Source organism: Micromonospora craterilacus (assembly GCF_003236315.1).
In the GTDB taxonomy this organism is placed as follows: domain Bacteria; phylum Actinomycetota; class Actinomycetes; order Mycobacteriales; family Micromonosporaceae; genus Micromonospora; species Micromonospora craterilacus.
This window is the reverse complement of record NZ_POTY01000049.1, coordinates 1-18,929: the sequence shown is the minus strand read 5'-3', so window position 1 is coordinate 18,929 and position 18,929 is coordinate 1. Positions and strand designations below refer to the sequence as shown.

Sequence of the window (18,929 nt, the reverse complement as noted above, 5' to 3'; positions counted from 1 at the left end):
GATGACGTATGTCGGGTCTTGTCGACCGGCGCGTACTCCCGGATAGTTCTTGCCATGCGAGCCGACACCGCGCGTCCCCACCTGTCCGCGGCGTTCCTGGCGACCCAGGACGACCCCTACCCGGCCTACGCCGAGTTGCGCGCCCGGGGCCCGCTGTCCCGGGCCGAGCTGGGCCAGTGGCTGGTCACCGGGCACGCGGTGGTGTCCACCCTGCTGCGGGACCACCGGTTGGAGAGCCGGATGCCCCCGGAGTACACCCGGCTCACCCTCGGCGACGGCCCGGGCGTGGAGTTCCTGAACCGGATCGTGCTCACCCGCACCCCACCGGAGCACACCCGACTGCGCCGGTTCATCGGCCGGGCGCTGGGCACCCCGGTGGTGCGCCGGCTGGCCGGGCAGATCGGCGCGGCGGCCGACGCGCTGCTGGAACCCGCCCTGGACCGCGGCCGTCTCGACGTGGTGACCGAGCTGGCGGTGCCGCTGCCGGTCGGGGTGGTGTGCGACCTGATCGGCATCCCGACCGAGGACCGACCGGAGGTGCTGACCCGGGTCATCTCGCTGGCCAAGGTCTTCGACGCGGCCAACCTCACCCCGGCCGACCTGCGGGACATCAACGCCGCGCTGCCCTGGCTGCACGACTACCTGGCCGAGCTGCTGTCCGTCCGGCGCGACAGCCCGGGCGGGCCGACCCTGGCCGGGATGTACTGGGAGGAGTCCGCCACCGACCGGCTGGCGGTGGCGGACTTCGTGGACAACATGCTCTTCCTGTTCCACGCCGGGTTCGAGACCACCATGGGTCTGGTCTCCAACGGGGTCGCCGCGCTGCTCGACCATCCGGAGCAGCTGCGCCGGCTGCGCGCCGACCCGGCGCTGGTGCCCTCGGCGGTGGAGGAGTTCCTGCGGTACGACGCGCCGATCCAGAACGTGATCCGGGTGGCCCGCGAACCGGTCGAGGTGGCCGGTGTCAAGATCCGGGCCGGGCGGACGGTACTGCTGCTGCTCGGCGCGGCCAACCGGGACGCCACGGTGTTCCCCGACGCCGAGCGCCTCGACGTCGGGCGGGACCCCAATCCGCACCTCGGCTTCGGTGGCGGCCTGCACCACTGCCTCGGTACCGCGCTGGCCCGGCTGATGTCGGTGGTCGTCTTCGAGCGGCTGGCGGGTGCGGTGGAGGTTCTCGGCCCGGCCGCGCCGCGTGTGCGGCGCCGGCACGCCAGCCTGCGTTCCTACGACCGGCTGCCGTTGGCGGTCCGGGCCCGCTGACCCCGCGTGGTGTCGACTGTGCTCACCGCAGGCGCCTGCGGGTAGGGTGTGGTGTTGTTTGTCGACAACTGGAGGATCCTCATGTCCGATGTGGTCGCGCCCATCATCCCCTTCCTGCGTTATCAGGATCCGGGCGCCGCGATCGACTGGCTCTGCGTCGCCTTCGGCTTCGAGGTGCTGGAGACCACCACCGGCGGCGAGGGCCAGGTCGTGCACGCCGAGCTGCGCTGGGGCATCGGCACCTTCCAGCTCGGTCCGGCCGGCTCGTCGACCCTGCCCATGGGCAGCCCGCGCGACCTGCCGTTCACCAGCCAGGGCGTGTACGTGCACGTCGGCGACGCGGTCGACGCGCACCACGACCGGGCGGTCGCGGCCGGCGCCGAGGTGGTCATGCCGTTGACCGACACGGACTACGGCTCCCGGGAGTACGTGGTGCGGGACTTCGAGGGTCACCTGTGGGGCTTCGGCAGCTACGCGCCGAAGCTCGACTGACGACTAGTCGACAGATCGTCCGCCGCTTCGTACCCGGCCGGACGCGAAGAGCACATAGAGTGATTGCTCGTCCTGAATCCGCAGCATCGACTCCGAGGAGTGACCCATGGCCGATTCCTCCGTCCCGCCCACCGTCGCACCGTACATCGCGTACCAGAACCCGGCGAAGGCCATCGACTGGCTGGTGAACACCTTCGGCTTCACCTCGCTGGCCGTCTTCGACGACGGGGCGGGCAACGTCTACCACGCCGAGCTGCGTGTCGGCGACCACGGGCTGATCATGATCAACCCGGCCAACGACGGGCTGCGTCTCGGCGAGCCGCTGGCCCTCGGTGCCGCGTCCGCCGGCACGTTCGTGCGGGTCGAGACCGACACCGAGGTGGACGCGCTGCACGAGCGGGCGGTCGCCGGGGGCGCCGAGATCCTGCTCGCTCCCGAGAGCAAGCCGCACGACTCGTACGAGTTCACCTGCCGCGACCCGCAGGGCCACGTCTGGACCTTCGCGACCTATCGGACCGCCCTGGGCTGAGTCCCGCCCGGAATCCGACCCGCGGCCCCGGCCCCACCGATGACGGTGGGCCGGGGCCGCGTCATGAGCGGACCGCTCAGCGGCGGGGCAGCAGGAAGCTGCCCAGCAGGGCCAGCGCGAAGCTGATCACGCTGTACCAGAGCGTGCCGACCATCGCCCGCTGGAAACTGACCTGACTGGTCTCGAACGCCCGCTCCTCGATGACCCGGGCGGTGGTGTCCCCGCCACCGGCGGCCAGGCTCGCGCTGTCGCAGCCGGCCGGGGCCAGCGTCGGGTCCGCCGCGTGGAGCTGGGTGGTGAGGCAGTCGCGGAACCGTTCGCCGATCTGGCCGGCCTGGGCGTCGGAGACGCCCGTGGCGACCAGGTCGGCGCGCAGCCGCGGCGCCACGTCGTCGACCGCCGCCGGTGCCTGGACGGCCAGCAGGCTGAAGAACAGCGTGCCGCACGCCGCGATGCCCAGGGTGACACCGATCTGGTAGTTGGCGTTGACGACCCCGGAGGCGGATCCGGCCTGTTCGCCCGGCACGTCGTGCAGCGAGTAGCCCATCAGCGGCGGGAAGGTCATGCCCATGCCGGCGCCACCGACGAACATCGGCGCGAGCAGCTGCCAGATCGACACCTGCGGGGTGGCGTGGATGACCCACATGAACCAGAGCATGCTGCCGATCAGCAGCAGCAGTCCGATCTGTAGGCCGACCCGGCCGAGCTTGGGCGTGATCGCCCGGGCGGAGAGCCAGCCGAGCAGCGGCACGGCGATGTCCCAGGGCAGCCCGGACAGGCCGGCGCGCAGGATGCTGAAGCCGACGCCGATCTGCAGGTAGATCGTGATGACCAGGAAGAACGACATCACCGCGCCCTGGAAGAGGAAGACCACCACCAGGCCGGAATTGAACGAGCGGTGCCGGAACAGCGACATCGGCACCAGCGGCGATTCGGTACGGGCCCGCTGGTGCAGCACGAACACCGCGAAGACGGCCAGGCCGCCGGCCATGCTGGCGTACGTCCAGACGGGCCAGTCCTGTTCGCGGCCCTGCACCAGCGGGTAGACGATCAGCAGCACCGCCACCGTGATCAGTGCCGCGCCGACCAGGTCGAGCCGGTCCCGGCGGCGTGCCGACTCGGGCAGCAGGGCCCGTGCGGCGATGAAGGCGGCGATGCCGATCGGGACGTTGACCAGGAAGATCGACCGCCAGCCCAGGCCGGCCACGTTGGCGGTGGTCAGCAGCGCGCCGACCAGCGGGCCGCCCACCGTGCCGAAGGCCAGCGCCGCGCTCATCGCGGCGAACGCCTTGCCGCGTTCCTTCGGCGCGTAGAGCAGCTGGATGAGGGTGTAGACCTGCGGCACCATCACCGCGCCCATCGCACCCTGCAGGAAGCGCAGCACGATCAGCTGCTCCGGGGTCTGGGCGATGCCGGCCAGCAGCGAGGTGAAGGTGAAGCCGGCGACGCCGATCAGGAACATCCGGCGTACGCCGACGATGTCGCCGAGCCGGCCGGAGATGATCAGAGTCGAGGCGAAGGCGAGCGCGTACCCGGCCACCAGCCACTGCATGGTGGAGGCGGTGGCGTTGATGCCGTCCCGGATGGACGGCAGCGCCACGTTGACGATGGTGATGTCGAGCAGGTCCAGGACGAACCCGGTGAGCACCACGACGAGGGCGAGGGTGCGCTTGCGGCCGGTGATCGGGGGGACGAACTCGTCGGGCGGCGCCGGCGCGGGCGCCGCCGCCGTGGCGGTGTCGGCACCGGACGACGTGCGGGTGTCGTCAGACATCAGATCCCTTTCCTGAGAAGTGCTCCGCCGTCGTGGTAGGACACGACAAGCGGCCGGCCGAGACCGGCCAGCGCGGCGGCGTACCCGGTGGGTGCCGCCAGGTCGGTGAGGTGTGGTGGGTCGGTCGGGGTGGGCGTGCCGTCCCAGCGCAGCAGGGCGGCCGGCTGGTCCGGTCCGGTCACGGTGATCGTCGCCGGGTCGATGCTCAGCCCGTCGCCGGTCGCCTTGAGCAGCGCCTCCTTCCTGGTCCAGTAGCGGACGAAGGCGGTCGTCCGGTCCCGGACGCCGGGGCCGGTGACCACCGTTCGTTCGGTCGGGGCCAGGGCGCGCAGCGGGAGCGTGCCGCCGCGCAGCGCGATCCGTTCGACGTCGACGCCGATCTCGGTCCGCACGGTGAACGCCACCACGCACCACCGCCCGGAGTGCGAGACGGAGAACGTCACCGGCGCCGACGGTGAACGCAGCACCGGCTTGCCGTGCGGCCCGCCGCACTGCCGGCAGACCGCCGCGAAGTCGAGTTCGGACGCCGGGGTGCCGAGCATGCCGGCGAGCACCAGCCGGGTCACCGCCCGTGCGGTGAGGTACGCCGCGCGTCCGTGCGGATCGCCGAACTCCGCGTGCCGGCGGCGTTCCCCGGCGACGAGCAGCGCGTGCAGGGTGGGCTCGTCCGGGAGCGCGACCGGGGTCCACCAGACCTGGCAGGTGCCCTCGACGGGTAGGCCGGTCGCCATCGCGGATCCCACCTCTCCGCCGGTCGCCGGTGAGCCCGACCGATCGTCGTTCGTCGTGTGTGGAGCTTATTGTAAGTAGATTGTTCTTTCTACTGTACGTACCCGGGCTCGCTTGTTACCTTGGCGTCGGCACAGACTCGTGTGGGAGTGACGCGAGGACTCCGTCGGACAGGGGAGACCCAGATTGGGCGTTGAGGCCGAACACACGCGACCCTTCACCCGGGACGGCATGCGGGACGACATCGCGGCGGTCCTCGGCGAACCACCCGGCACGGTCGCCGCCGACGCCGACCTGCTCCAGCTCGGCCTCGACTCGATCGGCGTGATGCGACTGGTCGGCCGCTGGCACCAGCGGGGCGTGACGGTCAGCTTCGCGGAACTGATCGAGGGCCGCACCCTCGACGACTGGTGGCGGATGGTCGCCGACCGGGTTCCCGCCGGTGCGGCGGTGCCGGACGACCCGCCTCTGTCCGTCGTCGACGCCGCCGAGCCGTTCGACCTGGCCCCGATGCAGCACGCGTACTGGGTGGGCCGGGGCGACGGCCAGGCCCTCGGCGGGGTCGGCGCGCACTTCTACAACGAGTTCGACGGCACCGAGGTGGACTCGGCCCGACTGGAGGCCGCCGTCCGGGCGCTGCTGCGCCGGCACGGCATGCTGCGCGCCCGGTTCGACGACGACGGCCGGCAGCGCATCCTCGCCGCCAGCCCCTGGCCCGGCCTCACCGTGCACGACCTGCGCGGAACCGACCCCGACGCGGCCGAACGGGCGCTGCTCGACCTGCGCGACCGGCTGTCGCACCGGCGGCTGGACGTGGCCCGCGGCGAGGTCTTCGACGTGCAGCTGTCGCTGCTGCCCGGCGGCGGCACCCGATGCCACGTGCACATCGAGATGCTGGTGGCCGACGCGCACAGCTTCCGCATCCTGATGTCGGACCTCGCCCAGCTCTACCGGGACCCGGACGCCGAACTGCCGCCGGTCGAGTTGGACTACCCGAGCTACCGGGCCACCCTGGCCGAGCGCCGTGGCGGTGAGCGGGACGCCGACCGGGCGCACTGGCAGGCCCGGCTGCCCGAGCTGCCCGGCCCGCCGGAGCTGCCGCTGGCCGTCGACCCGCAGCAGGTCCGTGGCCAGCGCGTGGTCCGGCACCACCACTGGGTCTCCCCGGAGCAGGTCGAACGGCTCGGGCGGCGGGCCCGGTCGCACGGGCTGACCCTGCCGGTGCTGTTCCTGGCCGCCTTCGGTCACGTCCTCGGCCGGTGGAGCGCCGCCCCGCGCTTCCTGCTCAACCTGCCGCTCTACGACCGCCAGCCGGTCCACCCGGACGTCGCGCACCTGGTCGGTGACTTCACCAACCTGCTGCTGCTCGAGGTCGACACCGGCGCCGGCAACGACTTCGTCGCGTTCGCCCGCGCCGTGCAGGAGCGGATGCGCGCCGACGCCGCCCACCCCGGCTACACCGGTGTGGACGTGCTGCGCGACCTGACCCGCCGGCGCGGCGGCACCCCCGTCGGCGCCCCGGTGGTTTTCACCAGCGCACTCAGCCTCGGCGAACTGTTCGACGCCGAGGTGCGCGACAGCTTCGGCGCGCCCGGCTGGACCATGTCGCAGACCCCGCAGGTGTGGCTCGACGTGCAGGTCACCGAGCGCGAACACGGACTGTTCGTCAACTGGGACTGCGTCGAGGAACTGTTCCCGCCCGGCCTGATCGGGCAGATGTTCGAGGCGTACCTCAAGATCCTGGACTGGCTGCTGGACGACGACGCGGACTGGTCCGGTGCCCTGCCGGAACTGCTGCCACAGCCGACCCGGCAGATCCGCGCGGCGGCCAACGACACCGGCCGGCCGGTGCGTCGTCGCCGGCTGCACGACGACTTCTTCGCCCGCGCCCGCACCGAGCCGGACCGGCCCGCGCTGCTGTGGGGCACCGACGGGCTGCTCAGCTACGGCGAACTCGCCGACCGGGCCGACCGGGTCGCCGGTGCGCTGGTCGCCCAGGGAGTACGCCGCGGCGACCCGGTCGCCGTCACCGTCGAGAAGGGACCGCAGCAGGTGGTCGCCGTGCTGGCGGTGCTGCGCGCCGGCGGCGTGTACGTGCCGGTCGGCGTCGACCAGCCGGCCGCCCGCCGGGCCCGGATCCACGCGGTGGCCGGGGTACGGCACGTGGTTGCCGGCGGCCCGCTGCCCGACCTGCCCACCTCGGTGTGCGTGGTCGACCTGGCCGACCGGTCGTTCCCGCCGGTCGACCCGGCCGCCGGCAGTGACGACGACCCGGCCTACCTGCTGTTCACCTCCGGCTCGACGGGCGAGCCGAAAGGCGTGCAGGTGCCGCACCGGGCCGCGGTCAACACCATCGACGACATCAACCGGCGGTTCCGGGTCGGCCCCGACGACCGGGTCCTGGCGGTCTCGGCCCTCGACTTCGACCTGTCGGTCTACGACATGTTCGGCCTGCTCGGCGCGGGCGGGGCGGTGGTCTGCGTCGCCGAGGACGAGCGGCGCGACGCCGAGCGGTGGCGGGCGCTGGTACGCCGGCACCGGGTCAGCGTCTGGCAGTCCGTCCCGGCGCTGCTGGACATGCTGCTCACCGCCGGGAGCGACCCGAACCTGCCGCTGCGGCTGGCCCTGCTCGGCGGTGACTGGGTCGGGCTCGACCTGGCCGGCCGGCTGGCCGCGCAGGCCCCGGCCGCGACGCTGGTGGCGCTGGGCGGCACCACGGAGACCGCGATCCACTCCACCGTGCAGGTGGTGCCGGTGCCGGTGCCCGCGACCTGGCGTTCGGTCCCGTACGGCGTGCCGCTGGCCAACCAGCTCATGCGGGTGGCCGACCCGGCCGGTCGGGACCGGCCGGACTGGGTCCCCGGCGAACTGTGGATCGGCGGACGTTCGGTGGCCGACGGCTACCGCGGCGACCCCGAGCGCAGCGCCGCGCAGTTCCGCGAAATCGACGGGGTGCGCTGGTACCGCACCGGCGACCTGGCCCGCTACCACCCGGACGGCGTCGTGGAATTCCTCGGCCGGGCCGACGCCCAGGTCAAGATCCGCGGGCACCGGATCGAGCTGGGCGAGATCGAGACCGCCCTGGAACGGCACCCGGCGGTCGGCCGGGCGGTCGCGGTGGCCCTCGGCACGCCCCGACAGCTGGCCGCCGTCGTCACCGCCGACACCGACGTGGACCCGGCCGCGCTGCGCGACTGGCTGGCCGGACTGGTGCCCGGCTACATGGTGCCCGAACGGCTGGTGCTCACCGACCAGCTCCCGCTGTCGGCCAACGCGAAAGTCGACCGGCGGGCGGTCGCCCGGCTCGTCGAGGCGGCCCGACCCGCACCGACGGAACTCGAAGCCCCGGTCGGCGACATCGAACGCGAGGTGGCCCGGATCTGGGCCGACCTGCTCGGCGTCGCGGCGGTGGGTCGGCGGCAGAGCTTCTTCGCCGCCGGTGGGGACAGCCTGGTCGCCACCCGGTCGATGGCGCTGCTCGCCGCCGCCGGACTCGACGGGGCGAACCTGCGGCAGCTGTTCGCCACCCCGGTGCTGGCCGACTTCGCCGCCACCCTGCGCCGCGCCGGCACGGACCGGCCCGCCCCCTCGGCGCTGCGCCCGGACGAGGCGCACCGGTACGAGCCCTTCCCGCCCACCGACGTGCAACGGGCCTACTGGCTCGGACGCAGCAGCGACTTCGCCCTGGGCGGCGTCGGCTCACACTGGTACTGGGAGTTCGACGGCTCCGACGTCGACCTCACCCGGCTGGAGGACGCCGCCAACCAGCTCGTCGCGCGGCACGACATGCTCCGCGCGGTCTTCGACGACAACGGCGACCAGCGGGTGCTGGCCCAGGTGGACCGGTTCCGGGTCACCGTGCGCGACGGCGTTGACGAGGCACTGCGTGACCTGCGCGAGCGGATGGCCCACCGGATCCCCGACCCGGGTCGGTGGCCGCTGCTGGAGATCGCCGCCGTCCGGTACGGCGACGGCCGGGTCCGCATCGGCTTCAGCTTCGACTACATCGTCCTCGACGCGCTCAGCATCGTGATCTTCTTCGACGAGCTGACCACCCTCTACCGCGACCCGGCGGCGACGCTGCGCCCGGTCGGGGTGAGCTTCCGCGACTACGTCCTCGCCGCCCCGGCCGACCCGGAGGCCACGGCCACGGACCAGCGGTACTGGCTGGACCGCCTGGACACCCTGCCGCCCGCGCCGCCGCTGCCGCTGGCCGTCGACCCGGCCACCGTGGTCGCCCCGCGCTTCCACCGCCGGGAGGACCGACTCGACCCCGGGCAGTGGCGGCGGCTGACCGAACAGGCCCGCCGGCACGGTGTGACGCCGGCCAGCGTCCTCGCCGCCGCCTTCGCCGAGGTGCTGTCGGCCTGGAGCGGACGCGGCGAGCTGACCGTCAACTTCACCCTGTTCAACCGGCGCGACGTGCATCCCGACATCAACCACATCCTCGGTGACTTCACCTCGCTGCTGCTGGTCGCGTACCGGGCCGGGGCGGACGACAGCTGGCTGGACGTGGTCCGGCGGACCCAGGAGCAGGTCTGGGAGGGCATGGCCCACGACTCGGTGTCCGCGCTGTGGGTGCTGCGCGAACTCGCCCGCCGGCAGCAGGGCGGCGCGGTGAGCATGCCGGTCGTGTTCACCAGCGCCCTCGGCGTCGCCGGTGGCATGAGCGAGATGTCCTTCCCGTTCGGCGAACTCGTCTGGGGCATCTCGCAGACCCCGCAGGTATGGCTCGACAACCAGGTGATGGAGCGCGACGGTGGCCTGGTCTACAACTGGGACTCGGTCGAGGAACTGTTCCCCGCCGGGCTGCTCGACGCGATGTTCGACGCGTACCGCGCGCTGCTGACCTGGCTGACCACGGCGGACTGGGACGCCACCGCCCCGCCACCGCTGCCGGCAGCGCAGCGACAGGTCCGCGACGCGGTCAACGACACCGCCGGCCCGCTGCCGTCCGGGCTGCTGCACACCGGCTTCTTCGCGCACGCCGCCGCCACACCGGACGCCCCGGCGGTGGTCACCGCCGACGGCACGGAGGTCGGCTACGGCGAACTCGCCGCCCGGGCGCTGCGCATCGCCGGGGCGTTGCGCGAGCACGGCGTCGCCGCCGGTGACGCGGTGGCGGTGACCCTGCCCCGCGGCGTCGACCAGGTCGCCGCCGTGCTCGGCGTACTCGCCGCCGGCGGTCGCTACGTCCCGGTCGGCGTCGACCAGCCGGCCGAGCGACGCGACCGGATCTACGCCCGGGCCGGGGCTCGCGCCGTCGTCGCCCAGCCCGGCCTGCCCACCGCACATCCGGTCGTCGCGCCGGACACCCCCGCCACCCCGCTGTCCGCACCCGTCGAGGTCGATCCGGACGAGCTGGCGTACGTCATCTTCACCTCGGGCTCCACCGGCGAGCCGAAGGGTGTGGAGATCACCCACCGGGCCGCGCTGAACACCGTCGACGACATCAACACCCGCTACGGGGTCGGCCCCGCCGACCGGGTCCTCGCCATCTCGGCGCTCGACTTCGACCTGTCCGTCTACGACCTCTTCGGGCTGCTCTCCGCCGGTGGCGCGGTGGTCTGCGTGACCGACGAGGACCGGCGGGAGGCGCGCAGCTGGGCGGCGCAGGCCCGCCGCGCCCGGGTCACCGTGTGGAACTCGGTGCCGGCCCTGCTGGACATGCTCCTGGTCGCGGCCGACCCGGACGGGCTGGCGCTGCGGCTGGTGCTGGTCTCCGGCGACTGGGTCGGGCTGGACCTGCCCGGCCGGCTGCGTGGCCGGTGCCCGCAGGCCCGGTTCGTGGCGCTGGGCGGCGCCACCGAGGCCGCCATCTGGTCCAACGCCTGCGAGGTGGACCAGGTGCCCACGCACTGGCGGTCGGTGCCGTACGGCCGGCCGCTGCGCAACCAGCGCTACCGGGTGGTCGACCCGCACGGCCGGGACTGTCCCGACTGGGTGCCCGGGGAGCTGTGGATCGGCGGCGCCGGGGTGGCCAACGGCTACCGGGCTGACGCGGAGACCACCGCCCGGCAGTTCGTCACCGTCGACGGGCACCGCTGGTACCGCACCGGCGACCTCGGCCGCTACTGGCCGGACGGCACGCTGGAGTTCCTCGGCCGGGTCGACTTCCAGGTCAAGATCCGGGGACACCGGATCGAGCTGGGGGAGATCGAGGCGGCGGCCGAGGCGTACCCGGGGGTGGCCCGGGCCGTCGCGCTCACCGTCGGCGAGGGGACCCACCGCCGGCTGGCGCTGGCCGTGGTCGCCGCCGGCGAGCCGGTCGACGGCGCGGCGCTGGTCGGGTTCCTGGCCGAACGGGTGCCCAGCTACATGGTCCCGGAACGGGTCACCGGCGTGCCGGCCCTGCCGCTGACCGCCAACGGCAAGGTGGACCGCCGGGCGTTGACCACGCAGCTGGCCGCCGACCCCGACGACGGGCCCGACGAGAGCCCGCGCGGGGACAGCGAGAAGCTCCTCGCCGAGATCTGGGCCGAGGTGCTCGACTGCGACCGGATCGGCCGGCAGCAGAGCTTCTTCACCCTGGGCGGTGACAGCCTGCTGGCCACCCGGCTGGTGGAGACGCTGCGGCAGCGGCACGGGGTGGAGCTGTCGCTGCGGCAGCTGTTCCTGGCGCCGACCGTGGCGCAGCTGGCAGACGTCTTCGACGCCCACCGCCGCGCGGTGGAACCCGGTGACTTCGAGGAGGGCATCTTATGAGTCAGTCGTCCGCCGGTGACCTGCTCGCCGAGCTGGAGAGCGTAGGGGTACGAATCTGGTTGGAGGCCGGTCAGCTGCGCTTCCGGGCCCCGCAGGGGGCGATGACAACGGCCCGCCGGGAGGCGCTGCGCGCCCGCCGCGACGAGATCGTCGCCCACCTCGACGACGGCGCCGGAAGCGTCGCCCTGGTGCCCGACCCGGACCGCCGGCACGAACCGTTCCCGGTCACCGACGTGCAGGCGGCGTACCTGCTCGGTCGGGGGGAGACGTTCGCCTACGGCGGCGTCGCCTGCCACGGGTACGGCGAACTGGTCTACCCGGAGCTGGACCCGGCGCGGATGACCGCCGCCTGGCGGGCGCTGATCGAGCGGCACGACATGCTCCGCGCCGTGGTGGAGGCCGACGGCGCGCAGCGGGTGCTGCCGCAGGTGCCGCCGTTCGAGGTGCCGGTGATCGACCTGACCGGCCGCCCCGACGCGGTGGTCGAGGCCGGCGTCAGCGCGGTCCGCGCGGAGATGGACCACCTGGTGCACACCCCCGACCGGTGGCCGTTGTTCGCCGCCCGGATCACCCTGGCCGACCGCCGGGCCGTGCTGCACGTGTCGATCGACTTCCTGATCGCCGACTTCATCAGCGTGCAGGTCGTCCTGGACGAGCTGCACCGGCTCTATCACCGACCGGACCAGCCGCTGCCGCCGCTGGAGCTCACCTTCCGCGACTACCAGCTGGCCGAACGCGCGGTGCGGGACAGCCCGCGCCACGAGCGGGACCGGCAGTGGTGGCTGGCCCGCCTCGACGACCTGCCGGCCGCGCCGGAACTGCCCACGGTGGCCCGCCCGGCCGACAGCGAGGGCCGGTTCCGCCGCTGGGAGACCCGGCTGTCGCCGGAGGTCTGGGACGGGCTGCGCCAGCGGGCCGGCCGGCACGGCATCAGCCCGTCCGGGGCGGTGCTGGCCGCGTACGCCGACGCCATCGCGGCGTGGAGCCGCCGGTCCCGGTTCACCCTGGACATCACGCTGCTCAACCGGATGCCGCTGCACGAGCAGGTCAACGCCCTGGTCGGCGACTTCACCTCGGTGGAGCTGCTGGCGGTCGACGCCGACCCGACCCGCCGTTTCGCCGAGCGGGCCCGCGACCTGCAGGCGCAGCTGTGGGAGGACCTGGACCACCGCACGTTCAGCGGGATCGAGGTGATGCGGGAGATCGCCCGCCGGCAGGGCGCCGAGGCGGCGCTGTTCCCGGTGGTGTTCACCAGCGCCATCGGCATCGCCGACGCCGGGGCCGCCGCCGACGGCGCGCCGCTGGGCGAGCTGGGCTACGGCATCAGCCAGACGCCGCAGGTCTGGATCGACTGCCAGAACATCGAGCGCGACGGTGGCCTGGTGTCCAACTGGGACGTACGGGAGGACGTCTTCCCGCCCGGGGTGGTCGACGACATGTTCGCCGGGTACGAGGCGCTGCTGCACCGGCTGGCCGCCGACGACGACGCGTGGAGCCGTACCGGGCACCCGGAGCCGTCTCCGGCGTCGCTCGACCGGCGGGCCGAGGCCAACCGGACGCAGGCGCCGCTGCCCGCCGGCATGCTGCACGACCGGGTGGTGTTGCAGGCGTTGAGCACCCCGGACCGGCCGGCCGTCATCGCCGCCGACCGTACGCTCAGCTACGCCGAGCTGCTGGGCCGGGCGGCCGGGGTGGCCGAGGCGCTGACCGCCGCCGGCTGCCGCCGGCAGGAACTGGTCGCGCTGGTGATGGACCGGGGCTGGGAGCAGGTTGTCGCGGTGCTCGGTGCGCTGCTCGCGGGCTGCGTGTACGTGCCGGTGGACACGTCGCAGCCGGCCGCGCGGCGGCGGACCATCCTGGAGAACGCCGGCATCCGCTGCGCGCTGACCCAGTCCTGGGTCGACCGGGACGGCTGGGCCGACGGGCTGCGGCCGCTCGCGGTCGACACGCTGCCGGAAGGCGAGCCGCACCCGGTCGACGGCTCCGGCGACCCGGAGGAGCTGGCGTACGTCATCCACACCTCCGGCTCCACCGGCACGCCCAAGGGCGTCATGATCAATCACCGGGGCGCGTTGAACACCGTGCTCGACATCAACGGGCGGTTCGACGTCGGCCCCGACGACCGGGTGCTCGGCCTGTCCAACCTCGGCTTCGACCTGTCGGTGTACGACATCTTCGGCCCGCTGTCCGTCGGCGGCGCGGTGGTGCTGCCCGATCCGGGGCGTCGTGGCGACCCGTCGCACTGGGCGGAGCTGGTCACCTCGCACGCGGTGACGGTGTGGAACTCGGTGCCCGCCCAGTTGCAGATGCTGCACGACTACCTGGTCGCCGCCCCGGCGACGCCGGCCGGCGGGCTGCGGCTGGCGATGCTCTCCGGCGACTGGATCCCGGTGGCGCTGCCCGACCAAATCCGGGCCCGGGTGCCCGGGTTGCGGGTGGTCAGCCTGGGCGGTGCGACCGAGGCGTCGATCTGGTCGATCTGGTACCCGGTCGAGCAGGTCGACCCGATCTGGCGCAGCATCCCGTACGGCCGGCCGCTGACCAACCAGAGCTTCCACGTCCTCGACGGGGCGCTGCGCCCGCGTCCGGACCTGGTCACCGGCGAGCTGTACATCGGTGGCGCCGGGCTGGCGTTGGGCTACCTGAACGACCGCGAGCGCACCGCCGAGCGGTTCGTCGTGCACCCGGAGACCGGCGAGGTGCTGTACCGCACCGGCGACGTCGGCCGGTACCTGCCCGACGGCACCATCGAGTTCCTCGGCCGGGAGGACCTCCAGGTGAAGATCCGGGGGTACCGGATCGAGCTGGCCGAGATCGAGTCGGCGCTGGGCGCGCACCCGGGGGTGGCCGGCGCGGCCGTGGTGGTCGACGGGGACACCCCGCTGGAGCGCCGGCTGGCCGCGTTCGTCGAGCCGGCCAGCCGAGCGGTGACCGCCACGCAGGCCGGACACGACGCGGCGACCGCGCGGCAACTCGGGGCGGCGGCCTGCGCCGACGCCGACGGCACGCTGGCCGGCGTCGACCGCGAGCGCTATCTGGCGTACGCCCACCGGCTGGACGACGTGGCGCTGCCGGCGATGGTCGACGCGTTCCGTACGGCGGGCCTGTTCGCCGCCGACGGGTCCCGGCACACGCTGGCGGAGATCCTCGACGCCGCCCGGGTGGCGCCCCGCCACCATCGGCTGGTGCGGCGGTGGCTGCGCGCGCTCACCGGCGCCGGCCTGCTCGACCGCGACGACGCCGGCCGGTACGGGTTGACCGTGGCGGGTGCGGCGGCGGACACCGCCGGGCAGTGGCAGGCCGTGGAGCGGCTCGCCGACGCCGAGGACCGGGAGCTGCTGGACTACTTCCGGACCAGCACCGCCCAGCTGCCCGCCCTGCTGCGCGGCGAGGACGACCCGCTGGCGCTGCTGTTCCCGCAGGGCCGGGTGGACGTGTCGCAGGGGCTCTACGAGCGGACCCTGTTCAACCGGTGGGCCAACGAGGCGGCGGGCGCCCTGGTGCGGCGGATCGCCGAACAGCGGATCGAGCCGGGTGCGCTGCGGGTGCTGGAGATCGGCGCGGGTGCCGGGGGCACCACCGCCGCGGTGCTCGCCGCGCTGGACGGCCACGAGGTGGACTACCTCGCCACCGACCTGTCCCCGTTCTTCGTCAACGAACTGCGTACCCGCTTCGGTGAGCGGCCCGGCCTGCGCCTGGGGGCGGTCGACATCGACCAGGACCTGGTCGGGCAGGGTCTGGCGGCGAACTCCTTCGACGTGGTGGTGGCCGGCGACGTGCTGCACGCCAGCGCCGACGTGGGCCGGGCGCTGGAGCGGCTGCGCGGGGTGCTCGCCCCGCAGGGCTGGCTGGTGGCCTGCGAGATGACCCGCGACCACCACCAGATCATGACCTCGCTGGAGCTGCTGGTCCGGGTGGACGAGGCCACCGCCGACTTCACCGACCTGCGTCGGGGCACCGAGCAGGTCTTCCTCGACCGCCGGTCCTGGCTGGACGTGCTGGCCGAGGCGGGCGCGGCGGAGCCGCTGTGCCTGCCCGAACCGGACGATTTCATCGCCGAACTGGGCATGTGTGTGCTGGCCGCCCGGTTCAAGACCGACCGGGTCCGGATCTCCCGCGAGGACGTCACTGGGCACCTGCGGCAGCGGCTGCCGGAGTACATGGTTCCGGCGGTGGTGCAGATCGTGGACGGCTTCCCGCTCAACGCCAACGGCAAGGTGGACCGGGCGGCGCTGCGGCGCCGGCTGCCGGCGCGAGGGACGACGGCGGCCACCACGTCCAGCGCCGTGAGCAGCGACCTGGAACGCCGGATCGCCGCGGTGTGGGCCGAGGCGCTGCGGGTGCCCCGGGTCGGTCGGGACGAGAACCTGTTCGAACTCGGCGGTGACTCGCTGGTCGCGGCGCAGATCACCGGCCGGATCCTGGAGGAGGTCCCGCAGGCGGCCGGCCTCTTCTTCGACCAGTTGCTGCGCCAGGTGCTGGAGCAGCCCACCGTGGCGGCGCTCGCCGGGCACATCGAGGCGGAGTCGGCGGCACCGGCCGCCGCGTCGCCGGCCGCCGGATCGGCGCCCCGCGCGGGCGGACTGACCGTGTTGCACGAGGCTGCTGGTATCCCATGGGTGCTGGTGCCGGGCTGCGCCGGCACGGTCGACGGGTACGCGCCGCTGGTGCCGCATCTCGCGGCGACCGGTCCTGTGCTCGGGCTGGCCGCCGGCGCCGCCGACGACCTGCCCCGGGTGGCCGCCGAGCAGGCCCGGCTGATCGCCGCCGCCGGTCATCCGGCGGTCCGGCTGGTCGGGCACGGCCTCGGCGCGACCCTGGCCCTGGAGGTGGCCCGGTCGCTGACCGAGGCCGGTGGGCAGGTCGACGCCCTGGTGCTGGTGTCTCCGTGGCGGCCGGCCACCGCCGGCGACGCCGCGACGGTGTACCGGGTAGAGACCGGCGGCGGGGCACCCGACGAGGACTTCGCCGCCCGCCTGGCCGCGACGGTCCGGCACGAACCGACCCTGTACGCCGGCGACCTGACCGTGGTACGGCCCACCGGCGAGGTGCCGTACGACGCCGAGGGGCTGGAGTTCTGGGCCGACCTGTGCCTGGGTGACCTGCGTACCGTCGACGTCGACGGGGACCACCGGACAGTGCTGGGGGAGGCGGCCGGGCCGGCGCTGGCCGCCGACCCGGAGCCGGCCCGGTGACCGCGGTCGCCGTGCTCGGCGCCTCCGGCGCGGTGGGCCGGGCCGCGCTGGAGCTGCTGCGCTCGTGGCACGTCGGTCCGCTGCGGGCCGGTGCCCGGCGTCCCCCGGACGTCGCGGGGGTCGAACCGGTCGCCGTGGACGCCCGGGACCCGGCCGACCTGGCCCGGTTCTGCGCCGGTGCCCGGGTGGTGCTCAACTGCGCCGGTCCGGCGATCGACCTGGTCGACACGGTCGCCCGGGCGGCCACCGTGGCCGGCGCGGACTATGTGGACGCGGCCGGCGACGACGCGCTGTACGCGGCGGTCGCGGCGGCCACCGGCGACGCCGCGCGGGTCGCGGTGGTGTCCGCCGGGATGATGCCCGGCCTGTCCGGGCTGCTGCCCCGGCTGCTCGCCGCGCAACTGCCCGACGGTGAGCGGCTGACCGGGTACGTCGGGGGGCGGGACCGGTTCACCCTGACCGCCGCCGTGGACTACGTCGCCGCCGACGACAGCTTCGGCTGGCCGTCGGCGGCCTGGCGGGACGGCCGGGTGGTGCCCGGCGCGCTCAGCCCGGTCACCGACCTGGCGGTGCCGTTCTTCGCCGAGCCGGTCACCGCGCAGCCGTACCTGAGCACGGAGACGGCCCGGGTCGCCGCCGCGCTCGGCCTGCGGCAGGTCGAGTGGTACTCGGTCTTCGCCGGGCAGCGGGTGCTGGCGGCGCTGCGCGCCGTGCCCTCAGCCGACGACGGCGGCCACCGCCGGGCCGCCGAGCGGCTGTGCCGGGCCGCCGAGCTGGACCTGTTCGGGCAACGCCCGTACCAGAGCCTGGTGGTCACCCTGGACGGGCCGGGCGGCGGCCGGACGGCGGTGGTGCGTGGCACCGGTGCCAGCGACCTCACCGGCGCGGTGGCCGCGGTGACGGCCCGGGCCGTGCTGGCCGGCGCGGTGCCGCCGGGCGTGTGGCACGCCGCCGAGGTGCTCGACCCGGTCGCCACCTTCGACGAGCTGACGGCGGCGCCGGCGGTGCTGCTCGCCGCCGTCGTGGCGGACGTCCCCGCCGCCGACTGCTACGAGGAGGACGTGATTTGAACCGACCCACCCGGGTGGTCGTCTGCGGCACCCGCTTCGGCCAGGTCTACCTGGAGTCCTTCCGCAACGCGGACCCGAGCTTCCAGCTCGCCGGCGTCCTCGCCGGGGGCAGCGACCGCTCCCGCGCCTGCGCCGCGCACTACGGGGTGCCGCTCTACACGGCGGTGGACCAACTGCCCGACGACATCGACATCGCCTGCGTGGTGATCCGTGGTGGCCTGCTCGGCGGCCGGGGCTCCGAGCTGGCGATGGAGCTGATGGCGCGCGGCCTGCATGTGCTCCAGGAACACCCGCTGCACCACGACGAGCTGGCCCGCTGCCTGCGGCAGGCCCGCCGGCACAAGGTGGTGTACCAGCTCAACCCGTTCTACCGGCACATCACCCCGGTTCGCCGGTTCCTCGGCGCGGCCGGCGAGCTGCTGCGCCGCCAGCCGCCCCGCTACCTCGACGTGGCGTGCGGTTTCCAGTTGGCGTACTCGCTGCTGGACCTGCTCGGCCAGGCGCTCGGCGGGGTACGGCCGTGGCGGTTCACCGAGCTGCCGGCGCTGCCCGCCACGGTCACCACGGCGACCAGTCTCGACCTGCCGTTCCGCAGCCTGGACGGGGTGCTGGCCGGGGTGCCGGTCACCCTGCGGGTGCAGAACCAGATGGATCCGGCCGACCCCGACAACTACGCCCACCTGATGCACCGGATCACGATCGGCACCGAGGCGGGCAACCTCACCCTGGTCGGCACGCACGGCCCGACGGTGTGGACGGCCCGGCCCGACTTTCCCCGGGAGGTCGCCGGGATCGGCGCCGACCCGCACTTCGCCGGCCTGCGCGACACCAGCACCCCCAGCGCGGTCACCCTCGGCCCGACCGAGGTGCCGCACTACGACACGGTGTTCGGCACCACCTGGCCGCAGGGCGTACGCCGGGCACTCTGGACACTGCGGGACACCGTCGAGCGGGGCGAGGACCCGCTGCGGCAGGGCCAGTACCACCTGACGTTGTGCCAGCTGTGGCAGGAACTGACCGCGATCCTCGGCCCGCCGGAGCTGGTCAGTGCCGAGCCGCCCCGAATGCTCGGCGCCGCCGACCTGGCGGCCCTGGCAGCGTCCGGCGACGCCGCGGTGACCGACCCGGCGGGCGGATCCGGCGGATCGGCGGTGACCGGCGCAGCGGTGGCC

At 74.1% G+C, this 18,929-nt stretch carries 9 protein-coding genes; 7 read left to right on the top strand and 2 right to left on the bottom strand.

The annotated features are described in order from the left end of the window. Positions 1-54 precede the first annotated feature (54 nt). The 3 genes from C1I95_RS10620 (at position 55) to C1I95_RS10610 (ending at position 2,284) form a co-directional block, all read left to right on the top strand. A complete protein-coding gene (locus tag C1I95_RS10620; protein ID WP_111213628.1) occupies positions 55-1,263 on the top strand; it encodes a cytochrome P450 in 1,209 nt (402 codons plus the stop codon). Between the two features lie 81 nt (positions 1,264-1,344). Continuing rightward, entirely contained in the window at positions 1,345-1,755 is a 411-nt protein-coding gene (locus C1I95_RS10615; protein WP_111213627.1) for a VOC family protein, read from the top strand. Positions 1,756-1,861: 106 nt separating this feature from the next. After that, positions 1,862-2,284 carry a VOC family protein gene (locus C1I95_RS10610; protein ID WP_111213626.1) on the top strand — a complete coding sequence of 141 codons (423 nt, stop codon included), beginning with the start codon at positions 1,862-1,864 and terminating at the stop codon, positions 2,282-2,284. 76 nt (positions 2,285-2,360) lie between these two features. Here the strand turns inward: C1I95_RS10610 and C1I95_RS10605 are convergent, their stop codons facing one another. Both C1I95_RS10605 and C1I95_RS10600 read right to left on the bottom strand, forming a co-directional pair. Next, entirely contained in the window at positions 2,361-4,058 is a 1,698-nt protein-coding gene (locus C1I95_RS10605) for an MFS transporter (RefSeq protein WP_111213625.1), read from the bottom strand. Continuing rightward, positions 4,058-4,789, bottom strand: coding sequence for a 4'-phosphopantetheinyl transferase family protein (locus C1I95_RS10600; RefSeq protein WP_111213639.1), 732 nt, complete (start codon positions 4,787-4,789; stop codon positions 4,058-4,060). Before C1I95_RS10600 ends, C1I95_RS10605 begins: the two co-directional genes overlap by 1 nt. A gap of 229 nt (positions 4,790-5,018) precedes the next feature. Between C1I95_RS10600 and C1I95_RS10595 the strand changes: the two genes are divergently transcribed. From C1I95_RS10595 to C1I95_RS10580, 4 genes are all read left to right on the top strand, one after another. Further along, positions 5,019-11,492, top strand: a complete 6,474-nt coding sequence (locus tag C1I95_RS10595) for a non-ribosomal peptide synthetase (RefSeq protein ID WP_199523687.1) — start codon at positions 5,019-5,021, stop codon at positions 11,490-11,492. After that, positions 11,489-16,687: a non-ribosomal peptide synthetase gene (locus C1I95_RS10590; protein ID WP_111213623.1), complete on the top strand. Its 5,199-nt coding sequence runs from the start codon at positions 11,489-11,491 to the stop codon at positions 16,685-16,687. Before C1I95_RS10595 ends, C1I95_RS10590 begins: the two co-directional genes overlap by 4 nt. After that, on the top strand, positions 16,684-17,757 hold the full coding sequence (locus C1I95_RS10585; protein WP_111213622.1) for a saccharopine dehydrogenase NADP-binding domain-containing protein: 1,074 nt from the start codon (positions 16,684-16,686) through the stop codon (positions 17,755-17,757). The genes C1I95_RS10590 and C1I95_RS10585 overlap by 4 nt, the downstream gene beginning before the upstream one ends. Next, positions 17,754-18,929 (top strand): Gfo/Idh/MocA family oxidoreductase (locus tag C1I95_RS10580; protein ID WP_111213638.1); only part of this gene is annotated, 1,176 nt, incomplete at its 3' end. The genes C1I95_RS10585 and C1I95_RS10580, both read left to right, overlap by 4 nt.